At 37.6% G+C, this 25,039-nt stretch carries 16 protein-coding genes; 13 read left to right on the top strand and 3 right to left on the bottom strand.

What is annotated here, in order from left to right:
• Window positions 1-909: 909 nt before the first annotated feature.
• The 11 genes from EYS08_RS11110 (at window position 910) to EYS08_RS11060 (ending at window position 14,943) form a co-directional block, all read left to right on the top strand.
• Window positions 910-1,857: an outer membrane protein assembly factor BamD gene (locus EYS08_RS11110; RefSeq protein ID WP_131030093.1), complete on the top strand. Its 948-nt coding sequence runs from the start codon at window positions 910-912 to the stop codon at window positions 1,855-1,857.
• 3 nt (window positions 1,858-1,860) lie between these two features.
• Window positions 1,861-2,187: a DNA-directed RNA polymerase subunit omega gene (locus EYS08_RS11105; protein ID WP_025145617.1), complete on the top strand. Its 327-nt coding sequence runs from the start codon at window positions 1,861-1,863 to the stop codon at window positions 2,185-2,187.
• A 78-nt stretch (window positions 2,188-2,265) separates the two neighbouring features.
• On the top strand, window positions 2,266-3,462 hold the full coding sequence (coaBC, locus tag EYS08_RS11100) for a bifunctional phosphopantothenoylcysteine decarboxylase/phosphopantothenate--cysteine ligase CoaBC (RefSeq protein WP_131030092.1): 1,197 nt from the start codon (window positions 2,266-2,268) through the stop codon (window positions 3,460-3,462).
• Window positions 3,459-4,352 (top strand): type IX secretion system protein PorD, encoded by an 894-nt coding sequence (gene porD / locus EYS08_RS11095; protein WP_131030091.1) that lies wholly within the window; start codon window positions 3,459-3,461, stop codon window positions 4,350-4,352. Before coaBC ends, porD begins: the two co-directional genes overlap by 4 nt.
• An 824-nt stretch (window positions 4,353-5,176) precedes the next feature.
• Window positions 5,177-5,548: a BlaI/MecI/CopY family transcriptional regulator gene (locus EYS08_RS11090; RefSeq protein ID WP_131030090.1), complete on the top strand. Its 372-nt coding sequence runs from the start codon at window positions 5,177-5,179 to the stop codon at window positions 5,546-5,548.
• Window positions 5,549-5,645: 97 nt separating this feature from the next.
• A complete protein-coding gene (locus EYS08_RS11085; protein WP_131030089.1) occupies window positions 5,646-7,688 on the top strand; it encodes a M56 family metallopeptidase in 2,043 nt (680 codons plus the stop codon).
• 100 nt (window positions 7,689-7,788) lie between these two features.
• Window positions 7,789-9,441, top strand: a complete 1,653-nt coding sequence (gene recN, locus EYS08_RS11080; protein WP_131030088.1) for a DNA repair protein RecN — start codon at window positions 7,789-7,791, stop codon at window positions 9,439-9,441.
• A gap of 241 nt (window positions 9,442-9,682) precedes the next feature.
• On the top strand, window positions 9,683-10,924 hold the full coding sequence (locus tag EYS08_RS11075; RefSeq protein ID WP_131030087.1) for a carboxypeptidase-like regulatory domain-containing protein: 1,242 nt from the start codon (window positions 9,683-9,685) through the stop codon (window positions 10,922-10,924).
• Window positions 10,925-11,528: 604 nt separating this feature from the next.
• The gene (locus tag EYS08_RS11070) at window positions 11,529-12,767 is read left to right on the top strand and encodes a carboxypeptidase-like regulatory domain-containing protein (protein WP_131030086.1); all 1,239 of its coding nucleotides are present in this window, start codon (window positions 11,529-11,531) and stop codon (window positions 12,765-12,767) included.
• Window positions 12,768-12,856: 89 nt separating this feature from the next.
• A complete protein-coding gene (locus EYS08_RS11065) occupies window positions 12,857-13,924 on the top strand; it encodes a PA0069 family radical SAM protein (RefSeq protein WP_131030085.1) in 1,068 nt (355 codons plus the stop codon).
• Between the two features lie 146 nt (window positions 13,925-14,070).
• Window positions 14,071-14,943 carry an ATP-grasp domain-containing protein gene (locus tag EYS08_RS11060; protein ID WP_131030084.1) on the top strand — a complete coding sequence of 291 codons (873 nt, stop codon included), beginning with the start codon at window positions 14,071-14,073 and terminating at the stop codon, window positions 14,941-14,943.
• A gap of 540 nt (window positions 14,944-15,483) precedes the next feature.
• Here the strand turns inward: EYS08_RS11060 and EYS08_RS11055 are convergent.
• From EYS08_RS11055 to EYS08_RS11045, 3 genes are all read right to left on the bottom strand, one after another.
• A complete protein-coding gene (locus EYS08_RS11055; protein WP_131030083.1) occupies window positions 15,484-15,996 on the bottom strand; it encodes a CAP domain-containing protein in 513 nt (170 codons plus the stop codon).
• Window positions 15,997-16,146: 150 nt separating this feature from the next.
• Window positions 16,147-18,699, bottom strand: a complete 2,553-nt coding sequence (locus EYS08_RS11050; protein ID WP_131030082.1) for an ATP-dependent Clp protease ATP-binding subunit — start codon at window positions 18,697-18,699, stop codon at window positions 16,147-16,149.
• A 549-nt stretch (window positions 18,700-19,248) separates the two neighbouring features.
• Window positions 19,249-19,746, bottom strand: a complete 498-nt coding sequence (locus EYS08_RS11045) for a BLUF domain-containing protein (RefSeq protein ID WP_131030081.1) — start codon at window positions 19,744-19,746, stop codon at window positions 19,249-19,251.
• 525 nt (window positions 19,747-20,271) lie between these two features.
• Here EYS08_RS11045 and EYS08_RS11040 point away from each other — a divergent pair.
• Complete coding sequence (locus EYS08_RS11040) at window positions 20,272-23,196, top strand: SusC/RagA family TonB-linked outer membrane protein (protein WP_131030080.1); 2,925 nt, start codon at window positions 20,272-20,274, stop codon at window positions 23,194-23,196.
• A gap of 13 nt (window positions 23,197-23,209) precedes the next feature.
• Window positions 23,210-24,709, top strand: coding sequence for a RagB/SusD family nutrient uptake outer membrane protein (locus EYS08_RS11035; RefSeq protein ID WP_131030079.1), 1,500 nt, complete (start codon window positions 23,210-23,212; stop codon window positions 24,707-24,709).
• Window positions 24,710-25,039: the final 330 nt, after the last annotated feature.

Here is a 25,039-nt window from a genome sequence, read left to right as displayed (position 1 = left end):
TATATATCTTCGGTTTCAGTTTCAGCTGGTCTTGTTCGTCCAACCTGTGTTTCAATCCGTTTCAATCTTTTTTCTGTTACCTTTCCGACATCCGACGTTCCGGTCTTTCCCTTTCCTTTCGGTTGGGAGTGCAAAGGTAAGGATCTTTTCCGAACTTCCAAATAAAATAAATTTTATTTTTTCAGCCTTCTTTTTTCCTATTCCCTCTTTCAATACGCTGATATTATTCAGCTTTCCGCCATTCCTGAACGGGCTGCAAAGGTAGCAATCTTTTCCGCTCCCGCAACATTTATTTTAAAATAAATCCCGCTCTCCTTATCTCTACGCCATCCTTTCATTCAAAACCCTTCCTCCGAAGCGGGATGCAAAAGTAGAAAAAATTAACACTACCGCAAAGCTTTTACGCCGATTATCTGAAGGTTTAAGCTAACTACATGGTTTTCAACAGGAAAAAGTTTCGAGGATAGCAAAACTTTTTAGGGGAACAGCTGTTTTGGGCGGGCTGCGCTTCCCACACTTACGGAGTTTTCCCTGCGCCCGGCCGTTTAAAACTTCGCAAGACCCTGCAGAATAAACCCAATAGCAGCGGCACGGAGTATAACGGAGTAAAGCGGATAGCGGGAACAAGCCTATATAGTAGCACCAAACTGCTTTCCTAAAAAAAAATTAAAAATCCAACTTGTATCGTTCCGAAACCCTTTCCATCGCCTTGGCCTTTTAAACTTCGGAAGTTATTTATTGAAATCATACCTATATATAGTATAGGAACAAAAAAGCTCCAGATAAATTTGGCTATACTTATATATATGTTAAAAATTGTTAACTGTTATATTGTACTGAATTGCTTTGCATAGCTTAGCGGCCAATTGTTTTTATTGATGTTATCGTATTATTAATTATCTTTGCAGAATGTTTAAAGTTAAACACTTAATTATTTTAGTATTTGTTGCCGCTTTGGGTATTGCGGGTTGTAAGAGTCGTTTCGAAAAATTGAGAGCGAGTAATGACGTTGCAAAAAAATACCAAGAGGCGCTTCGTTTGTATAATAAACGTGATTACAGTAAAGCATTGGTGCTTTTTGAGGATCTTTCTCAAAAATATCGTGGCCGTGCAGAGGCTGAGGATCTGAACTATTATTATGCTTATACTCTATATAGATTAAGTGATTACACAACTGCCAGATACCAGTTTAAAAGTTTTGCAGATACCTACCCAGCAAGTAAAAATGCCGAAGAAGCGAGATACATGGGTGCTTATTGTTTCTATTTAGAATCTCCAAATTTCTCTTTAGATCAGGAAAATACCTATAAGGCTATAGATGCACTTCAATTATTCATCAACTTATACCCTACCAGCGATCGTGCTGCAGCTGCTGGCAAATATATTGCCACACTAAGGGGCAAGTTAGAGGATAAAGCTTTCGAAAATGCTAAAATGTACTTAACTACCGGACCAAGCAATGTAGACAACTACAGAGCAGCGGTTATTGCCTTAAAAAATGCGCAAAGAGACTACCCAGATATTAAATATGCTGAGGAAATGGATTTCTTGATGATTAAAGCGCAGTATTTATACGCAAAAAACAGTTATATCATCCGCCAGGAAGACCGTTATAATGAAGCACTTGCTTTATATACTGAGTTTACTGAAAATCATCCTGACAGTAAATACACTAAAGATGCAAAGGTACTTAAGGAAGATGTAGAGGCTGGTATTGTAGCTACAAAACAAGAATTGGCATTATATGCCGCTGATCAGGAAAAATACAAGCAGATGCTGATTAGAACTGGTAAATTAAAAGATACCGTTTCTACAAAACCAACTAATGCTGATAACACGAATATTAAAAACAAGTAATACATGAATACTAACAAACCTGCTGTACCAAATACTACAGTAACCAGAAACGTACACGATTTAGATAAAACTACAGATAACTTATACGAATCTTTAGTGGTAATTGCTAAAAGAGCAAATCAGATTTCGAACAACGTTAAAGAAGAGTTACACGGTAAATTGGCAGAATTTGCTTCAAGCAACGATAATTTAGAAGAGATTTTCGAAAATCGCGAGCAGATTGAAATCAGCAAACATTACGAGCGCATGCCGAAACCTGTTTTGGTTGCTATTGATGAATTTTTGAACGAGAAAATTTATCACAGAAATCCTGCTAAAGAACAAAAGTAAATGGCGTAGCGCATAGCGTTTAGGGCAAAGCGTTTAGCACTACGCTCTATGTTCCATGCCTTATGTACTCTGCGCACTATGCTAAAAAATAAAAATATAATCCTTGGCGTTTGCGGTAGCATCGCAGCATATAAGTCGGCTTTTTTAGTTCGGCTGCTTGTAAAAGCTGGTGCAAACGTAAAGGTTATTCTTACCCCTGATGGTGCTAATTTCATTACACCACTTACCCTTGCTACGCTTTCTAAAAACCCTGTCTACACGCAATACTTCGAAGAAGAAACCGGCGTATGGAGCAACCATGTTGAGCTAGGCTTATGGGCCGATTTAATTATCATTGCTCCAATAAGTGCCAACACGCTGGCCAAGCTGGCAACAGGCATCTGCGATAATTTATTAACGGCTGTTTATCTTTCGGCCAAATGCCCGGTTTATGTTGCCCCGGCAATGGATCTGGACATGTGGAAGCATGAAACTACACAAGTTAATATCGAAAAGATTATCAGTTTTGGCAATACGGTTATTGCACCTGCCAATGGCGAACTTGCCAGCGGACTTTGGGGCGAAGGCCGAATGGCAGAACCTGAAGAAATTGTTTCCTTTCTAAACGATGCCATTAAAAGATCGATGCCCTTATTTGGCAAAAAGGTAATGGTTACTGCTGGTCCCACGTACGAGGCGATTGATCCGGTACGTTTTATTGGCAATCACTCATCAGGCAAAATGGGTTTCGCACTTGCTGATGAACTGGTCCGCCTTGGAGCTGATGTTACATTAATTGCCGGACCAACTGCACAAAAATCTGATCAAATCTTAAAAAGAATCGATATAGTAAGTGCCCAGGAAATGTTCGATGCCTGTTCATCGGTATTCCCCGGAACTGATATTACTGTAATGTGTGCCGCTGTGGCTGATTATCGCCCTAAACTGGTTGCCGCTCAAAAAATTAAAAAGCAGGATAGTGGCCTGGTTTTGGAACTGGAAAAAACAGCAGATATACTCGCTTCTTTAGGTACAGAAAAAAAAGCGCACCAGATTTTGGTTGGTTTTGCTTTAGAAACCAATGATGAAGAGAATTACGCCAAAGGCAAACTAGAGAAGAAAAATCTAGATCTGGTGGTTTTAAATTCTTTAAATGATAAGGGTGCAGGTTTTAAATCAGATACCAATAAAATTACTATTTTTAACAAAGCTTTAGAACGGACTGTATTTGAAATGAAATCGAAAACAGATGTTGCTAAAGATATTTGTGCTGCCATTTTAAAAATTGTAAAATGATAAAAAAGATTGTCTGGATATTGTTATTGCTAGGTTTCGGGAAACTGCATGCGCAGGAGTTAAATGCGAGGATAACTTTGCTGGCTCCACAGGTTTCGAATATTAGCAAACCAACTTTAGATGCTTTGCAAAAAACAATCCGCGATTTTTTAAATAATAACAAGTTCAGCAACGAAAGTTATAAGCCTCAGGAACGGATTGAATGTAGTTTTGTCATCACCATCAATGCATGGGATGGTGGTTCCGGCTATATTGCCGAAGCGCAGATTCAAAGCAGTCGCCCGGTTTTTAACAGCTCTTACAATAGCACTTTGTTAAATATGAGCGATAAGAATTTCGATTTTAATTTCAATGATGGTGCTACAATCGACTTTTCTGATCAGAATTATATTTCCAATATCAGTGCCCTCCTCACCTACTACGCTTATACCATCATCGGAATGGATAAAGATAGCTTCAGCAAAATGGGCGGAACTCCGTTTTATAAAAAAGCACAGAACATCATTAACCTTGCGCAAGCTTCGGGCAATACTGGCTGGAGAGCAGCCGATGGTTTACGCAATCGTTTTTGGTTTAACGAAAACGTTTTGAATCCTATTTTTAGCGAACTGCGCAATTTCATCTATAGCTACCATTTAAGCGGCCTGGATCAGCTAACCGATAATGATAAGGGTTTAACACAGATTGTTGCTGCCCTACCTGCTCTGCAACAAATGGATAAGCAGAAACTGGGTTCCATTTTCCCTAATGTTTATTTCGCATCTAAGGCCGAAGAAGTAACCAATGTACTTTCTAAACTAAACGGCCAGGAACGCATGAAAGCTTACAACATGTTGGCAGAAATCGATCCGGCGAATATTGGAAAATACGAAGGACTGAAGAAAAATTAGTTTTTTTGGTTAACTGGTTAATCGGTTAATCGTAAAATAACTTTCAGTTAACCAGTTCAACGTTAACACTTACGTAGTTTTTCTATTTGTGATGGTTGTTTTTGGGAAAGCAGTCTCAACATTTCAATTAAAGCTAATCCTGCTTTCGTTCATACGCCTGCAGGCCTTATCCACGGGCCGGTATCCACATCAATCAGGTTTAACAACTTCGGTTAGTTTTTCATAGTAGTGGTTTCCTTTTCTAAAGCCTAACAGCATAAAACATGCCACCTGCTCATGCGTTTTATAGCACAGCTAACCAATTAACCAGTTTTAACAATTAACCACCATCATAGGCATAAAACATGCTTCCTTCTCATGTGTCTATAGTACAAGTTAACCAGTTCAAACAGTTAACCTATAAGTAGTTTCTCTATTAGCTTTAATTAAATTTAGAAAAGCAATCTCAACATTTCAATTAAAGCCAGTCCTGCTTTCGTTCATACGCCTGCAGGCCTTAAACACGGGCGGGTATCCACATCAATCAGGTTTAATAACTACGGTTAGTTTTTCATTGTGGGCTTTTTCCTTTCTAAAGCGTAACAGCATGCAACATGCCACCTGCTCATGCGTTTTATAGCACAGTTAACCAATTAACCAGTTTTAACAATTAACCACCATCATAGGCATGCAACATTCTACCTTCCCATGCGTCTTATATCACACTTAACCGGTTAAGCAGTTTCGACAATTAACCAATAAAGTTAAAAATTTGTTAAAATATTTTGATCTTACGAATATCTTCGTACATTTGAATACGAAATAATTCGTACAACTTGTAACATATGACTAATCATAACATCAAACCAACAGAAGGTGAAATGGAAATCCTCCAGGTGCTTTGGCAAAAGGGGAATGCAACGGTAAGAGAAGTTCATGAGGCATTGAATAAAAAAGACTCGGGGTATACCACAACTTTAAAACTGATGCAGATTCTGCACGAGAAAGGAATGGTAGAAAGAGATACCAATCAAAAAACGCATATCTATAAAGCGCTTGTTAGTCAGGATAAAACTGAAAAACAATTAGTAAACAAAATGATCGATAACGTATTTAACGGATCGGCAGCGAGATTGGTGATGCAGGCTTTGGGTAACCACAGTGCAAGTGCAGATGAGATTGACGAGATAAAAAAGTATTTAGATAGCCTAAGGTAAGGTTAGCGTTGAAGGTTGAAAGGTGTAGGGTTTAGATCCCTAATAAAAACAGTAACATTTTCGGATTGTCCCCGTATCAAAAATTAAAACCACCGTTATGGAAACTTTATTACAACAGTTCATCAAAGCATTTGGCTGGAGTATTTTAAACTCACTTTGGCAAAGCGCCATTATTTATGGCATATTATTTATCGTAATGTTAAGCATTCCGAAGTTGGCTGCAAAATATAAGCACAACCTTGCTTTTGCCGCCATCATTTTAATGTTTATTGGCTTTGGCTATAATTTCATTCATCAGTTAACATTGAATGTAAATAATCAGGGCCCTGCAATCAATGCTCAAAATATACAGGTTTACCAATACTTTAACAACCTACCGCCAAGTTTTAGCAGCAAGGCAGAGCAATATTTTCCAGTGGTAGTCGTATTTTACACTATTGGCATTTTGCTTCAGTTATTCGTCATCGTTAAAGGCTATAGTCAGCTTTCAAAACTAAAGAAAGAAAGTTTAAGTGCCATTCCAGATAGTTGGAAAGCCATTTTCGAGCAGGTAACTGCCCACCTCAAAATTAATAAAGTTATCCAGTTCCATTTGTCTTCTATTGTTAATGTGCCCTTAGTTATCGGTTATTTAAAACCTGTGGTATTATTTCCATTGGCCCTGGTAAACCAATTAGACAACGATCAGGTAGAAGCGATATTAATCCATGAGTTATCACACATCAGAAGAAACGATTTCTTATTGAACCTGATTAAAACAGCCATAGAAACCTTATTATTCTATAATCCATTTGTGTGGATGGCTGGTAGATTTATACACATTGAGCGCGAGCATGCCTGTGATGATCTGGTATTAAAAATTACCGGAAAACCATTGAATTATGCCCATGCCCTACTTAAACTCGAATTATTAAAAGACAAAAACAGTCCTGCTTATGCACTGGCAGCAACAGGCAAGACCCAGAATTTGTATCAACGCATAAAAAGAATAACCAATATGAAAACAAATTATTTAAACGCCAAACAACAAATGGCAGCCTTAACTTTAGGGGTAGCCTGCTTGTTTTCTATTGCTTGGATCAATCCAACAGAAAAGAAAAAAGAAAATAAAAAAGCACATAAAATTGAAGTTTTGAGCCTGATCAATAATTGTGATGCGGAAACCAATGTTTGCTCTGATACCACCAAAAAACGTAAAATTAAAATTGTTACCATTGATGCGAATGGCAAAAAAACCGAATACAATTCGGTAAAAGAAATGCCTGATAGCCTAAGAAAAGATTTTTACAGAGATGAGCTTTTTGCAGGAAAAAATATCTACAGACTACATACCGACAGTAATTTTAAATTCAAGTTCAGCGATTCGCTATTGCTTGCAAAAATACATAAAGAGTATAATTCACCAGAAGCACAAGCTAAATGGAAAAAATTTGGAGAAGATATCGCCAAACAATACAGTTCGCCAGAAGCACAAGCTAAATGGAAAAAATTCGGAGAAGATATTGCCAAACAATACAATTCACCAGAAGCCCAGGCAAAATGGAAAAAAATGGCTGAAGATATGAACAAAGAATTCGGTTCGCCAGAGGCACAGGCCAAATGGAAAAAAATGGGCGAAGATATGGCTGCTAAAGTGAATACACCAGAATTTAGAGCACAAATAGAGAATATCAGAACACATGCTTTAAAATCAGGAGAAATTGCAAGATTATCCGCAATGAGAAGGTTAAATTCGGATTCGCTATTTAAAGGAAATAGAAATATACTGACAAGCCCAGATGGTGCTATATTTTATTACAACGACAACAATAACACTAATAGTAAAGTAAGACAGAGCGAAGAATATAAAAAACTGAAAGAAAAATTCGATATAGAGGTAAAAGAGCTGAAAGAGAAAATGGAGAAGAAAGAGAAAAAGGTAGAAGGCGGAAATAAAAGCTCACAAGTAACTCCGGCCGTGATGTTATATAATAATCAAGATTTCACAAGTGCTGTTAAAGCTTTGAACACACTAAACGCTGTAGTAACGTATAAAAAATCTAATTTTACCCATGCTGATCAATTGGCCGTAAAAAGTTATGTTCAGGCAGCCAATTTAAAAATTGCTGATGATAATGCAATTAGTATTTCGATAAAATAACAACACATAAACCAAACAGATCATGAACAGCGAAGATTATTCTTCGCTGTTTTTGTTTTGTATTCACCTGTTGAATAAATTTTAATATTTTTGCTTAGCTATGCTACAAAAACTTTCTATACGTAATTACGCATTAATTGACAGTCTTGATATCGAATTTGATAAGGGCTTAAATATTATAACAGGTGAAACTGGCGCTGGTAAATCCATCATTTTAGGAGCATTGTCGCTAATTTTAGGCCAGCGCGCAGAAAGCAAATACTTTTTTAATCAGGATAAAAAATGTGTTATTGAAGGAAGTTTTGCATTGGCAGATGAAAACCTGAAAGAACTTTTTGAAGAAAATGATTTAGATTTCTCGAACGAAAGTATACTGCGTAGAGAGATATCTATAGATGGTAAAACCAGATCGTTTATTAACGATACACCGGTTAATTTATCCATTCTTAAACAAATTGGCGAAAAGCTGATCGACATCCATTCTCAGCATGCCACACAAGAGATTAACGATGCCGATTTTCAACTGTTAATTGTCGATTCTTTAGCTAACCACCAATCGCTATTGTTTAATTACCGCAGCGGGTTTAAAAAACTAAGACAAGATACCAATCTATTGAAGAAATTGGTTATTGAGGCAGACAAAGCGAGAAACAAGCAAGATTATGAGCAATTTCTGTTTAACGAACTCGAACTGGCAAAATTACAAGAAGGCGAACAGGAAGACTTAGAGCAAGAGTTAGAACGTTTAACACATGCTGAAACCATAAAAAGAGCTTTACTTACCGCTTCCGGTTTAATTAATGAAAGTGAACCTTCTGCCCTTCAGATTTTAAAAGAAGCATCGTTACAATTGCAGAGTATAGAAAAATTCGATCCGGCAATTAATGTGCTCTACGAACGTTTACGTTCATCGATTATCGAAATTAAAGACATTACCGACGAGGTTTCTGGCATTGAAGAGAATACCGTACACAGCGCTGATCGTTTAGAGCTGGTCAATCAAAGACTCGATCTTTTTTATTCACTCCAGCAAAAACACCGGGTTGCTAATAATACCGAATTACTGGCACTTCAAAAACAATTGGAAGAGAATCTGAACAAACTGTTATCTTCTGATGAGCATATTGAGAAACTACAGAAAGAAATAGATCAACTTAAAAAAGAACTGCACAAGCAAGCCGATCAATTAAGTACCAACCGTAAAAAAGCAATTAAAGTTGTAGAAGAGCAAACCAGCATTACCTTAAAAAAAGTGGGCATGCTAAATGCCAAGTTGGTGCTAGATCAAAAACCATTGACCGATCTGAATAAAGATGGTTTAGACGAAATAAATCTCCTCTTTACGGCCAATGCTGGCCAAGCGCCTGCCCCGGTCAATAAAGTAGCATCTGGTGGTGAGTTATCAAGGTTGATGTTGGCCATAAAAGCTTTATTGGCCAAGCACACTTCGTTACCGACCATTATTTTCGACGAGATCGATACAGGAATTTCTGGTGAAACCGCCTTAAAAGTTGGAGAAGTAATTGCCGACTTAGGGCAGCACATGCAGGTGATTTCGATTACGCACCTACCACAAATTGCAGCCAAGGGCATATCGCATTACTTTGTTCATAAAAACGAAGACCGTGGAAAAACCACAACAGGCATCCGCAAACTTAAACAAGAAGAACGTATTGGTATAATTGCCGAAATGTTAAGCGGTAAAAACCCAGGCTCATCTGCCATGGAAAATGCACGGGAGTTGCTCGCTTAATAAAACTTCTAAACTTTCTGGCAAAACTTTATATATGGTCAGGTGCTCCCACATGATTAAGCTGTATTTATAAAAGATCAATAGTATATTGATTTGCTTCAGTGTCAGATAGTAATATCTGACTGATTGTAAATAAGATTATTGTTGATTTGTATCATCCTATCTAACACCACGAAGAAAAGCAATAATAATTTTACATCTACAGCTTACAAAAACTAAATAATTAGTTTATATTTAATCAATGAAATTTTTTATACTTCTACTTTCATTATTAATTATCGGTAAATTTTGTTCTGCTCAACAAAGTTATATCCTTTCGGGCATGGTAAAAGATAAACGTGGTGAGGCTTTACCTGGGGCTGGCGTATATGTAAGCGGTTATAAAATTGCAACAGTTTCTAACAATGATGGCACATACACACTACCGCTAAAACCAGGCAACTACGATATTTTAGTACAATTAATCGGCTATAAAGCTTTAAACAAAAATGTAGTGATTGCTGATAAAGCCGTAAAACTGGATCTTATCCTCGAAGAAAGTGTAACCCAATTGGCCGAAGTAACCATTAAACCCGATCCGAACAGGGAACATTATATTGCCATGTTTAAGGGGTATTTTATTGGCACCACCCCCAATGCAGAACAATGTAAACTCATCAATCCGAACATACTGATTATCGATTACGATAAAGAGGAACATAAACTTACAGTAAAAACCACCCAATTTCTGATTATTGAAAACAAGGCGCTTGGATACCGCATTAAATACCTGCTGAACAATTTTGAATACGATAGCAAAACCAGGATCATTTATTATGAAGGTTTTCCGTATTACGAAGATTTAAAAGGATCGGCACGCCGGAAGAAAATTTGGGAACAAAAGCGGATTACCGCTTATTTAGGTTCTCCACAACACTTTTTTAGATCCATTTATCATCACCGCGCCACCGAAGAGGGGTTTATTATTAATAAACTCGTTACAATACCAAATCCGGATAAACCTTCTGATAGCATGATTAACGCCAGCATTAAACGCTTATCAAAAGTACAGGATGGCTTAACACGCACATTAACTTTTACGCCTGGAGATTCTTTGAGCTATTGGATCAAGAAGAAAAATCTTCCAAATGGGATTTCTATTTTAAGCCGCGCTCCGGTAACGCAGGATACATTGGTACATGTGAAGAATCAAAGTATTAAAAGCTTCAATTTTACTGATCAACTTTATGTTGTTTACACCAAAGAAAGGGAAGATCATTCTTATACCAACCGGATAGGCCTATCTATTGCAAGGCCTTTGGATATACCAGATTACCAGATTTCTACCATCACCTTACAAGTTGTTCCGGTATATTTTTACGAAAACGGATCTATTTACAACCCTCGTTCGATGATTTATTCAGGTTACTGGGCCTGGGAGAAAATTGCAGATAGTGTACCTATGGATTATTTACCACCGGTTAATGTAATCCAAAAAAAATAGAAATATCGTTAATACAGTAAAAGAGTCAACTACCAGCCGCCATTTTTTCTTTTTTTGAAAAGCAAATACAGTGCTTTTTGGTTTCGAAAGTCCCGCCCTCGTTACAAATCCTCGCCTTCATGCTTCGGGCTGTGGGTTTTTCACTTTGGTCGGGTTTAGCTGGCAAAGGCCAGTAAAACTATTGAGGGTTTCGGAACCACACAGCACCTACCTTTGTTAATAAACCCGACAGAGCGGGTAGCCCACAGTGAAGCGTAGTGTAACGAGGACTACAAGCGATGGCGGGACTGCTCAAGCCATGAAAAACAGATCTTTCGTTTTCAAACCGAAAAGGAGCTTTACTTTTTAATTAATTCTCTTCAAAAGATCCTTCATTTCGCTATCATCGGCAGAGTCCTGTAGAGAGGTCGTCATTGCGAGGAGGAACGACGAAGCAATCTTTCCCGCTAGCGATTCTTGCAAAGATTGCGTCGTCGGCTGAAAAACCCTTCTCGCAATGACGATAACCCGAAGCACAAAATAACGATCACTATTAAATGTTAAATTTGTTAAAAATCTTTTGCGTTTTTAATAAATATTACGCCTTTTGGCTACATTCGTCTCTATGATTAAAAGCCTTTTAGTAGCCCTTACGCTAATCATGCTGGGTACTAATACCATTGCTCAAAACACCTTCTCGATTAGTGGTTTGGTTAGGGATCAAAAAGATGGATTACCTGGCGCAAGTATCTACTTAAGTGGATATAAAATTGCTACGGTGGCTGATAACGACGGAAGATTTAAATTATCAAACCTAAAAGCTGGCAGTTACGATCTGCTCGTTCAGCTGGTTGGTTACCTCCCCTATTCTAAAAGTGTAATTATTTCCGATAAATCGGTGCAGGTAGAGCTGGTTTTGAAAGAAAATGTTGCGCAGCTGGAAGAAGTTGTAATTAGGGCCGATCCTAACCGTCAGAAATATATTAATCAGTTTAAAGAATTTTTTATTGGCAAAACACCCAATGCTTTACAGTGTAAAATATTAAATCCGCAGGTGCTAAATGTAGATTTCGACATTACTAAAAGTACCCTCACCGTTTCTACAACCGAATTTTTGATTGTAGAAAATAAAGCTTTAGGTTACCGGCTAAAATATATGTTAGACCGTTTCGAGTATAATTCGAGGACCCACATTATTTACTATTCCGGGCATCCTTTTTTTGAAGAATTAAAGGCATCGGCAGCTAAAAAGAAAAAACATATTGCCGCCAGAGAGGTTGCATATTATGGTTCGTCGCAACATTTTTTCCGTTCGCTTTATGCCAACAAAACGCAAGAAGAAGGATTTATCATCAACAAGATGGTAAAAGTGCCCAATCCTAACCGGTATCCAGAATATTTAATTAATGCCAATTTAGAAAAGATTAAGGCAGTACCCGAGAAAACGGGCATCAGGCAGAATAAAGGTAAAATAGATACCGCGCTGCTCGCCTTTTGGACCAAACAAAAACAAATGCCCCGAACCATTGATAAATTTTCGAGAGCGGAAGTGCTTCCCGATACATTAGTGCACTATTTTAACCAGAATTTAAAATACCTTAGTTATACTGATGCGCTATTGATCCAGTACACCAAAGAAAAGGAATCTTTGGCTTATTCTAAAACTGGCTTTTGGATCTTCAGGCCTTTGGATGTACCCGAAAATGAAATTTCTGTTGCCAACTTAACCGGCGAAGGCGTCCGTTTCTATGAAAATGGTGGCATTTACGACTCCCGATCACTCTTGTACGAAGGTTTCTGGGCTTATGAAAAAGTTGCCGATATGGTGCCGATGGATTATATACCGCTACCCAAGATTAAGTAATTGCAGATGGAGGATTGATCGAAAAAAAATGTTGAAAAGTAGCCGTTCTTAGAAATTAAAATTACTAATTTTTTTAGTAATTTTAATTTATGGTTGGTGAAGAAGAAAAACAATATTTTAAAGGACGGGGCGCTCAAGTTAATCCACATAACAAATTTTTAAAGGATGTTTATGTAAAGGAACATGACGAAGGTATAGACGATTGGGAAGAAAGCGATCGTAAAACTTCCTTTATTTTTGAAAATTCTAAAACCATTGTAAACAAAGTTGATAGCCCCGATGTAGGCATGGCTTATTCTTTAAACCCGTATCAAGGTTGCGAACATGGTTGCACTTACTGTTATGCCCGCAACTCACATCAATATTGGGGTTATAGCGCCGGTATAGAATTCGAGCGGAAAATAATTGTTAAAAAAGAAGCACCTGCACTATTTAAAAAGTTCCTGGAGAAAAAAGGCTGGGATGCCACCACCATTTCCCTTTCTGGCAATACTGATTGCTACCAACCTGCCGAAAGAAAGTTCAAACTTACCAGACAGCTTCTTGAAATTGCATTAGCTTACAAGCAGCCCATCGGTATGATTACTAAAAATTCGCTTATTCTTCGCGATCGGGATATTCTACAGGAAATGGCCAAGTTAAATCTCTGCATGGTTTACGTTTCTATCAATAGCTTAAACGAAGATTTACGGCAGGTAATGGAGCCCCGAACTACAACTGCCAAACAGCGCTTAAAGGTGGTAGAAGAATTGAGTAAAGCTGGAATACCTATGGGTGTTATGGTTGCTCCTCTTGTTCCTGGTTTAAGCGATCATGAAGTTCCGAAAATTCTAAAAGCCGTAGCCGATGCTGGTGCGCTAAAGGCCGGTTATACCGTTGTAAGACTAAATGGAGTTATTGGGCAGATATTTGAAGATTGGTTGCGCAAAAACTTTCCTGATCGTTTTGATAAAGTTTGGCACATGATTCAGAGTTGCCATGGTGGGAATGTTAACGATAGCAGATTTGGCGACCGGATGCGCGGAGATGGCAATATTTCTCAAATGATCAGGGATAATTTTAGGCTCCACTGCCGCTTAAATGGCTTAAATGTAAAGGATATAATTTTAGACCACACTTTATTCAAGATTCCGAGTAATCAGGCAAGTCTGTTTTAAAAAAATTTGAGGAGAAAGCCCCTCAGCGCTCAGGGCCGTGGTTTTATCATCACGGCCATCTCAAATATTGTTGGTCACGAATTGTAATCGCGACGCTTTGAACCCTGGATTTGTAATCCAGCTTGATAAAACTTAGTTTTAACGCCATGAAAATTGCATTAGTAACCTATCTGGATAAAGGAACCTATGATAGCACCACAGTTGAAAACGAAGATGATAAGCTCTTAAATTTCCTGAAAGAAAAAAGACTGAACATTGAAAAAGTAATCTGGAACGATGAGCACATTAAATGGGAAGATTATTCGCTTGCCATTTTAAAATCGCCATGGGATTATTTTGACCTGATTGAAGAGTTTTACACTTGGCTTGATCAGTTAGAAGCAAAAAATATAAAATTGCTTAACCCCATTGAGGTAGTGAGGTGGAATGCGAACAAAAAGTATCTGCAGGAAATTGAGGCTGCCGGATTAAAAATCACACCTAGTTTTTTCATTCAAAATAAAGAATCTGTAAATCTTGAGCATTTCTTTGAGAAATTTAACACCAATAAGTTAATTGTAAAACCCTGTGTGAGTGGTGGTGCAAAAAATACATTTAAGGTAACTGTAGATGATGTGAACGAGGTTAATCAAAAAATAAACCTCCTCATCAGGGATGAAGATTTTATCATTCAGCCTTTTCTGCCAGAGATTCTGGAAAACGGTGAATGGTCTTTCATTTTTTTTAATGGAGTGTATAGTCATTCGTTAATCAAACAGGCTAAACCTGGCGATTTTAGGGTGCAGCCGGCGCACGGTGGATCTGTGCATCCACAAAAACCGAGTAAAGAGCTGATTGCTACAGCACAACAATATGTAACGTTATTTGCTAAAGATTGCCTATATGCGAGGGTTGATGGTACTTTTGTAAATGGCGAATTTTTATTGATGGAATTGGAGCTTATCGAGCCATTTTTATTCCTGAATACCGGTCCTGAAAATTATGAGCGGTATTATAGCGCATTAAAGGAGTTGATTTAAAAGAGGAGAGTTATTTTGGACGCTTCATCATTCTCAACTTGATTCTTAACCTTAACCCCACCAAACCTTAAAATTATCTTTGACGTTTAAAACTTTTTTTGGAAAACAGCTTCAGTAGTAGATGGGGTTATTCAGCCCTGCTCTCGCTTCTGCTCCGATGAAACCTGTGAAACAAGCAAGCACACCATAAAACAACAAAAATAAGTGCTTAAATCGAGAGCATCTCGCTTTGATCAGGTTTAGGTGGCAAGGTGAGTAATATTATTAGAGGTTGCAAATGGACCGGAATAAAATATATTTCTCATTCCTTATTATTTAACCTTTAATAGCAGCAAAAACCTTCTTTTTTTAAACCTGATTGACGCGATAGCTCCCGATTTCCTTCTAATCGGGACTACAAGCAGAAAGCAGGACGGACCTTAAAGATGATTACCGCAACTGCTTTTCAAACAAATGAAATAGATCGATTGTGCATTACCATTAATATTCTACTAAGTTTTCCCCAATCAGGCTGAGAATGAAGATCGCTGGAATTTTCTTTTATTTCGATGCAAAAACCTGAACCCAGTAATTATCCGTTTTAGCTGCCCCCATTTCTTTGATAGTGGCATTCATGATATTTTTACAATGATCTTCACTTTTAACCCAGTCGTTAAACACCTGAACTTCGGTACTTTGGCCAACAGCAGTATTTTCACCAACTGATGTCCAATTGTATCCAGTAGCTTTAACCCGGGCTCCGACGTTATCGCCATTGGCTGATGTATGTGTTAAGGTTTTTATAGATGCCATATATTTACTGTGACCAATAGCTGCAGCGCCTAAATTTATGCTCCAGGTTAGCGCTCCAACAGGAGGCATAACAGTTGTCCCACAGCTGCAACCAGCTAAACGGGTGTCGTTTACTAATTTTAACAAGGCATCGTTATTGATATTGGTTGCCGTAGAAAGTACCGGAGGGTTGTTTGTGCCTGGAGAATCATCAGTTCCTTTTTTACAGGATAAAGCACAACATAGCGCCAAACACGCTATTGGGAAGGTAATTAGTTTCATTAATCGGGATAGTTTAAGGAAAGGTACAACGATTTTCTTTTAAAATAAAATAATTAACGCCCATCTTTTTCATGATCCCAAAAACAAAAAAAAGCGAACAGAATAAATCTTAAACAAAAAAACTCCCGATTTTCATCGGGAGTTTCTTGTTTATTTACTTGAAGAATCTTCTTCTTTTTTCGGCTCTTCTTTTTTCTTTTCGCCTTTTTTGTGATTGATTGAAATCAGCTCGGTAGTTTTATCGTAATCAATTTCTAAAACATCACCTTCGGCCAGTTCGCCTTTAAGGATTTCTTCAGCAATTGGATCTTCTAAATACTTCTGAATTGCTCTTTTTAACGGACGAGCACCAAAATTGCTATCAAAACCTTTATCAGCAATATATTCTTTAGCATTCTCAGTTAATGCAATTTCATAACCAAGGGTATGAACGCGACCGAATAAAGCTTTTAACTCGATATCGATAATTCTGAAAATTTCATCTTTACCTAAGCTATTGAATACCACTACATCATCAACACGGTTTAAGAACTCAGGAGCAAAAGCACGTTTTAATGCACTTTCAATTACACCGCGGCTGTGAGAATCGGCCTGGTTTGTTTTAGCTGCGGTAGAGAAACCAACACCTTGACCAAAATCTTTAAGTTGACGCGCACCAATATTAGAAGTCATGATGATGATTGTATTTCTAAAATCAACTTTACGCCCCAAACTATCGGTTAACTGTCCTTCATCTAAAACCTGCAATAGGATATTGAATACATCAGGGTGAGCTTTTTCAATCTCATCCAATAAGATTACAGCATAAGGTTTTCTTCTCACTTTTTCAGTTAACTGTCCACCTTCTTCATAACCTACGTATCCTGGAGGCGCACCCACTAAACGTGATACTGCAAATTTCTCCATATACTCACTCATGTCAATCTGGATCAAAGAATCATCACTATCGAACATGAAGCGCGCCAGTTCTTTCGCCAACTCTGTTTTACCTACGCCTGTTGGGCCTAAGAAAATAAATGAACCAATTGGTTTTTTAGGATCTTTTAATCCGGCTCTTGTACGTTGGATGGCTTTGGTTAATTTCTTGATCGCATCATCCTGACCGATAATTTTCTCAGCCACTTTATCGTACATGTTCAATAGTTTTGCACTGTCTGTTTGTCCAACACGTTGTACTGGGATACCAGTCATCATCGAAACTACCTCCGCTACATTATCTTCTGATACTTCATAACGTTTAGTTTTAGTTTCAGCTTCCCACTCTGCTTTGGCTTTATCTAATTCTTCAATTAAATTTTTCTCCGTATCGCGGAGTTTTGCAGCTTCTTCATATTTCTGGCTACGTACAACTTTGTTTTTCTCTAACTTGATATCTTCAATTTTAGCTTCGATGTCAATAATATTCTGAGGAACGTGGATGTTGGTTAAGTGAACGCGTGAACCTGCTTCATCTAAGGCATCAATAGCCTTATCTGGCAAGAAACGATCAGAAATATAACGCGATGTTAAAGTAACGCAAGCTAAAATAGCTTCATCAGTATAAGTTACCCCGTGGTGTTCTTCGTACTTATCTTTAATACGTGTTAAAATCTCTACAGTTTCATCCGGTGTAGCTGGCTCTACCATCACTTTTTGGAAACGACGGTCTAAAGCACCATCTTTTTCGATGTACTGACGGTATTCATCTAATGTTGTGGCACCAATACATTGAATTTCGCCCCTTGCTAATGCAGGTTTGAACATATTCGATGCATCTAATGAACCCGATGCGCCACCAGCACCAACAATGGTATGGATCTCATCAATAAATAAAATTACATCAGTAGATTTTTCAAGCTCGTTCATCACGGCTTTCATACGTTCTTCGAACTGGCCACGGTATTTTGTACCGGCCACCAGCGATGCCAAATCTAATGTAACTACACGTTTGCCAAAAAGCACACGCGAAACTTTACGTTGTACAATGCGCAAGGCCAAACCTTCTGCAATTGCGGATTTACCAACACCTGGCTCTCCAATTAAAATTGGATTGTTCTTTTTTCTGCGGGATAAAATTTGCGATACACGCTCAATTTCTTTCTCGCGGCCTACAATTGGGTCTAAACGACCTTCTTCTGCAGCTTTTGTTAAATCACGTCCGAAGTTATCCAAAACAGGGGTTTTAGATTTTATATCTGAAACCTTTTTAGGTGTACTAAAGCTTTCTTCTTCGCGATAATCATCATCGCCTCCTGTAGAAGCACTGTTTGATATATCATCTCTGAAACCATTTTTATTCACTTCAACCTCCTGTTTAAAAACATCATAAGTAACGCCATACTGCAATAAGATTTGTGAGGCGATGTTATCATCATCTCTCAAAACCGACAACAATAAATGTTCGGTGCCAATTAAATCACTTTTAAATATTTTGGCTTCTAAATAAGTGATTTTTAAAACTTTTTCTGCCTGTTTTGTTAATGGAATATTGCCTAAGTTTACTGTAACACTCGAAGTACCGCGAACGGCATCTTCAATAGAGCGGCGCAATTTACCGGTATCAACCCCTAACGATCGTAAAATTTTTATAGCCATGCCATCGCCTTCGCGGATGAGGCCCAATAATAAATGCTCGGTTCCGATGTAATCGTGCCCTAAGCGGAGCGCTTCCTCCCTACTAAAAGAGATTACATCTTTAACCTGTGGTGAAAATTTTGCTTCCATAATACCTTTCTTAACAGCTACGCCCCTAAACTATAAAATAACTTTATAAAAACGAACGTACTGTTTTCTTTATTTTATCAACAATTGCGCCATATGGGTGGATAAAGAGGCTTTTGAATGCCTGAGAACCCAAAATTCAATGTAAGATTACCGTTTCGATAAATATTATTTTATTTATATCTATCTACGTAATAAGTGTTCTAAAGGTTTTAACGGGACATTTGCCAAAAACATCCGGTTGCAGATATTTTATTGTCGGTGTATTGTAAGGATTTTTTTTTAATCAAAAACTGACAATTTGTATCTTTTTACTTAGGCAATTTACAAGTTTTGACAGAAAAACAAAAAGAACGTGACATCATTTAACAATTTCATTTAGATAAAACCAACAAGCTAATCCGATCAACTGTACTCATTACAACCTTAATACGAAGTTAACTGTAATTAGGTTGTTTTTGTTTTCTAACACTATAGTTTATTGTAATCCATTTATCATAAATAATAAGCCCATCTTTTGATATAGAAACCAACTACACGGCTTTAATGATTTCAACCATAAAGCGCTTCGGCTAATTGCTCTTTATTATTTGAAGATAACTTTCGTAAAAACTGTAATGGAACATCGGTAACACCAAGCTTATCACATTTTTCACCTATGCCATTTAAATCGAAATAACCAGATAGAGACTGATAAAGCTCTCCGTCAGTCTGCTCAAATCCCATACTCCAATCTGTAAAACAACGCTGTTCATATTTTCCAATTTGCAGTAAAACAACCGATTCATGGCGTTCGTCATATACGATTTTGTTAAAAAGTCTGCGAATGATCCGTTCATCTCCTTCAAGCAAATGCATAAACCTCCCCTTACTCTTTGTAATCTGCAGACCTCTTACATATAATAATATCCCATTAATGTTATTCCGATTATTAAAATTTCTGCATTGATTAAGCAAAGCTTTAAGTTCTTCGTTATTAAACAAGCTGCTCGCTATGCTTGTGTAAATTAAATAAAAAACGGGGGTTAAAATTTCATTCTCTAATTCCATAAGGTAATTAACATAAATTTTCTGTTTTTTTTTTAAATGGCACTTATTATTCGATTATTTTCAAGAAAAAACAGACAAAACACAGTAAAATCTCTAAAATTCAGATAAAAACTACAAACAAATCTATCATTTACTCACAATACCCGAGTAATCAAAAAAACAATAAGCGCAATTAATTATTTAATTTTTTTGTTCAAAAAACCCATCCCGTTTTTTAAAATCTACTATTAAACCATAGAGAGGCAAACGTTTGCGCTTAATATTATTTCAAGTAGTAGCCCCATAGCCTTTATCCATTCCAAAAAAGCCCTAAATAGCAATCACACCCTTTATTACAAACATGTTTCAAACAAACGTTTGCGCTGCATTCGCGATTTGATCTTGACTTTTATGGTTATAGTTTAGTAATAATCATTTTACTAAAAAGTATTTTATTAATGAAACTAAGAATAATTTTTAGCCCTCCGTAATCTGTTAATGCTCCTCAACAGATAACAAATAACAACTAATCTAAAACTAAAAAACATGAAGAGATTTCTTTTAATGATTTCCCTTATTGCGTGTATTTTCGCGGTAAAGGCACAAAACCGTACTATTTCTGGTACGGTAACCGACAGTAAAAAGCTCCCGCTTCCCGGAATTACCGTAACCGTGCTGGGCACAAAAACTGCCGTACAAACAGACGCAAATGGAAAATATGCTATTAGTGCTGATAATGAGAGTACCCTGGAGTTTAAAGCTTTAGGCTTTACTACGCAAACCGTTAAAGTTGGCACAAATACTTCTGTAAATGTTTCGTTAGTAGATCAATCTACTGAGTTAGACGCCGTAACCGTTGTAGGTTATACTACAAAGAAGAAATCAGAAATTTCTAGTGCAGTAACTACCGTAAGCGGCTCTCAGCTTAATGATGTAACCTCAGTAAACCTTGGCAACCTCTTACAAGGTAAAGCGCCTGGTGTAGTGGCGAGTTCTGCCTCTGGCGATCCGACAGCTGGATCGAATGTAGTGGTAAGAGGTGTAGGCAGTATCAATGCAGGTACAGGACCACTAATTGTGGTTGATGGAAACATTGGTGGTACTTATAATCCGGCCGATGTGGATAATATTACAATATTGAGAGATGCCGCTGCTACAGGTTTATACGGATCTAGGGCTGCCAACGGTGTTATTATTGTAACTACCAAAAAAGGAAAAGCAGGAGAAACCAGATTCAGTCTAAACTCTACCATTGGTATTGCAAAGGCTACTACTGGTAACTTTAAGCTAATGGATGCCCAGCAACTTTACGATTACCAGAAATCTTTCTTTACTACACCACCAGCTGCTTCGGTACTAAATACCAATACCGATTGGTGGAATGAGGCTTTTCGAACAGCAATGGTAAATAACCATACCCTAACCGCATCTGGAGGGAGTGAGAAAACCCAATTTTATATTTCAGGTAATTATTTTAAAGAAGAAGGTACTTTAATAAACAATGATAAAACGCAGTATAGCTTAAGGGCTAACCTTACCTCACAGCTCACTAAAAAATTAAAATTAACAGCCTTATTAAGTGGAATTGTGATTAATGATAATTATAACCCTGAAAGTGCCGTTTATCAAGCTTATTTAAATATGCCATACGATCCTGCTTACAAGACCGATGGCATTCCAACGGATCCACGTAGTATTCCTTCCTGGAAAGGTAGAGACCGCTCAAACTTTTTACAGAGCTTACAATACAATTACTCAAAAGCAAGAAGTTATGCCACAACAGGCGATATAAACCTGGATTATGATCTACTCAAAAACCTAACGCTTTCCAGTTATAACAGGGCCACCATTGCCAACGGCAGATCGAATAATTATTATGACAGAAGAAGTCAGAGCGGCGCAACAAACCTTGGAACAGTATCTTTAGGTAATACATTTTCTACTACACTCTTATCATCGAACAGAATTAAATACAACGTAAATTTAGGCAATCATAGCCTGAGTGTTTTAGGTGTTGCGGAGATAGAAGGTTACAAATACGATGAAAGTGGAATTACCGCTAAAGGTTTACCAGCTGGGATGGATGCATTAAATACAGCAACCGACATCACCAATAAACCAACAGGGAGGTACGATCAGTATCAAAATATAAAATACCTGGCGCAGGCCGATTATAGTTATCAGGGCAAGTATTACCTAGTTGCTTCGATAGTAAATGAATACTCTTCCCGATTTGGAAAAAACAACCCTGCTGCAACTTTTTACCAGACAGGCGCATCATGGATTTTATCTAATGAAGATTTTTTAAAGAGCAATACCACGCTTACGTTTCTAAAACTACGAGCCAGTTTTGGTACTACTGGTAATCAACGCTTTACAACAAACGATAGCCCTGATGGTTTTTATCAATCGTTGGGATTGTATAATTTAAACGCTGGAGCATCATACAATGGTCAAACAGGCGCTTTCCCTACCCAAATAGCCAATCCAGATTTGACTTGGGAAAAATCGAGAGCGTACAATTTAGGCTTAGATTTTGGATTATTTAAACGTATCGACATTACTATTGATGCCTATGACAAACGTAACTCCGATCTGTTATTTGCGGTTCCACTTCCCTCAACAGTAGGTTATGGAAGCATTAGAAGAAATATAGGTTCGGTAAGAAACAGAGGGCTTGAACTAACCATTAATTCTAAAAACATCCAGCAAAAAGACTTTAATTGGGAAACCAGTTTTAATATATCTTTTAACCGTAACAAAGTTATGGAGTTGAATCAAGGTTTATTGGTGGTAAATACTGGTACACAACCAATAGGCTTGGGGCACGATATGGATGAATGGTATATGCAAAAATGGGCAGGTGTAAACCCAGCAGATGGTAAACCACTTTGGGAAAAATTAGATGATCCTAGCGGTGTAACCAGTACTTATAACCAAGCTACCAGACAGTATACAGGTAAATCGTCAGCACCAAAATTTAGTGGCGGATTAACGAATACATTGGCTTATAAAAACTTTACCCTTTCGGCCTTTCTAAATTTTGTTTACGGCAACTGGGTGTATAATGATAGTCGTTTCTATTTCGATAACGACGGGGTGTACGAAAGTTATAATCAACAGGTATTACCTAAAGGTTCGGTAAGGTGGACAACCCCTGGCCAAACCGATGCTACTCATCCACAGGCTAAATTTGGAGGTAATCTTCAATCGCACCAAAGCTCTACCCGTTTTTTAGAGGATGGAAGTTATTTAAGATTGAGGAATGTAACCGTAGGCTACAATCTGCCTACCAACTGGTTAAAAAAGGCATCAATAAATGCAGCCCGTTTATATGTTAGTGGTGATAACTTATTTACGGCCACCAAGTTTTCAGGTGTAGATCCCGAAGTTGATCTTACTGGTGGTGTATCGTCTTTCAGATATCCAACCAGCAGAAGATTTGTCTTTGGAGTTAACCTAACATTCTAAAATTAATATTAATATGAAAATATACCATAATCACATCATAAAAATCGCCATTGTAGCTAGCGTTATTCTTACTGCTCCTGCATGTCGTAAAACTTATTTCCCGTCTGATAAAGCTGAAGATAGTGGACTATTAACTACAATTGATGGTATGCGAACAGCCACTTTGGGCAATTATGCTACCTTAAAATCCTTAAACTACGAAAACAATTACCATTGGCTAGCCGAACTTCCTTCTGATGAAGTGGCTCAGGGGCAAAACTCATCAAGCGATGTAACCAATCTATATAAGTATACTCATCTGGTAAACTCTGCTAATGCCACTACTTATTTTCAGCAAGCCTATTATGTGGCGTCTGCAACAAACAAAATTATTAAGCTCATACCAGATGGTTCATCGGCAGATTTACTACAGGTTAAAGGCGAAAACCTATTCCTCAGGGCAATGTTACATTTTAATTTAGTCCGGATGTTTGGAAGGCCATATGCACAGAATCCAACCACCAATCCTGGAGTTCCAATTTTGAGCGAAACAGTAAGTGAAACCGATGCCGCCATAATTAAGAGAAGTACAGTTGCCCAGGTATACGATTTTGTAATCGCTGATTTATTAAAAGCTGCACAATGTATCACCGTAGAGAAAAGCAATAGTTTTGCCACAAAACTGGCTGCTTATGCCCTCCTATCAAGGGTTTATCTTTACATGGATAACAATGCTAAAGCTATAGAATATGCCAATTTGGTTATTAGTTCAAACAAATATCAATTGATGCAGGACGCCGCCTATCAAACCTATTTCAGAGGAGATCCGGAAAAAAACACCGAAAATATTTTTGCCATCAAACACACCAAAACGGAGAATTATGATTATTCAGCTATTGGGTCGTTATACTATAGTGGTGATGCCAACGGTAATGCACTCGGCCAGGGAGAAAGTGGATGGGGAGAGATATATGCTTCTGTAAAGTATTACAATTTCCTTAATAAATATCCTCAGGATAAAAGAAAAAGCTTTATCTCACCTTTAATCGTAAATGGTGTACAACAGTTAAATACAAAACTAACCCCTGCTGCACCTATTTATTATGTAAATAAAAACAACCTACAGGAAGGTGTCATTAACTTAACATCGCCAGTTTACCTACGTTTGGCAGAAATGTATTTAAACAGAGCAGAAGCCAATGCTAAGCTGAACAATACTCAATTGGCTTTAGATGATGTGAATGTAATTAGAACCCGTGCAGGAATCCCGACATATACTTTGGCTGATGTTACGCCAACGCACAGTATTTTAGATATCGTATTGGAAGAAAGATGGTTAGAACTGGCTTTTGAAGGTCAGCGGGCTTATGACTTATTTAGAAATAACCGCCCAGTGGTAAGAGATTACCCAGGCACACACTCTACCATTAACGGTTCTGTTAATCAAACCATTAACCCAACTGATGCGCGGGTAATTTATTTCATCCCACAAACCGAAAGAGATAAAAATCCTAATTTATCTCAAAATCCTTAGAAAAAACAAATCTCATATCATCAGAAACAAAAGCCTTTCAGGATTGAAAGGCTTTTGTTTTAACTATTGTTTACGGTATCTACTAAGAATTTATCCGTTGCTTAAATTATGGTACATAGGTTCATTAGTTGGCATAATGCAGAAAACCATTTCGTGTTAATCTGTACTTCTGAGGCTAAAAGTTTATTAAAGTATAATCATAAAGCACTTTGTAATGGACTTGTTGTTCTTATCTTTGTAAGCAATTTTGGCGTAGCCATTATTTGGTTGGGTAAAATCAGTCTGTAAGAAAAACTGTTAACCTTTCTTTAATATCAATCTTAGCATTAA

The organism is Pedobacter kyonggii, from assembly GCF_004310665.1.
Classification (GTDB): Bacteria; Bacteroidota; Bacteroidia; order Sphingobacteriales; family Sphingobacteriaceae; genus Pedobacter; species Pedobacter kyonggii.
This window is presented reverse-complemented; position numbering and strand designations above follow the sequence as displayed.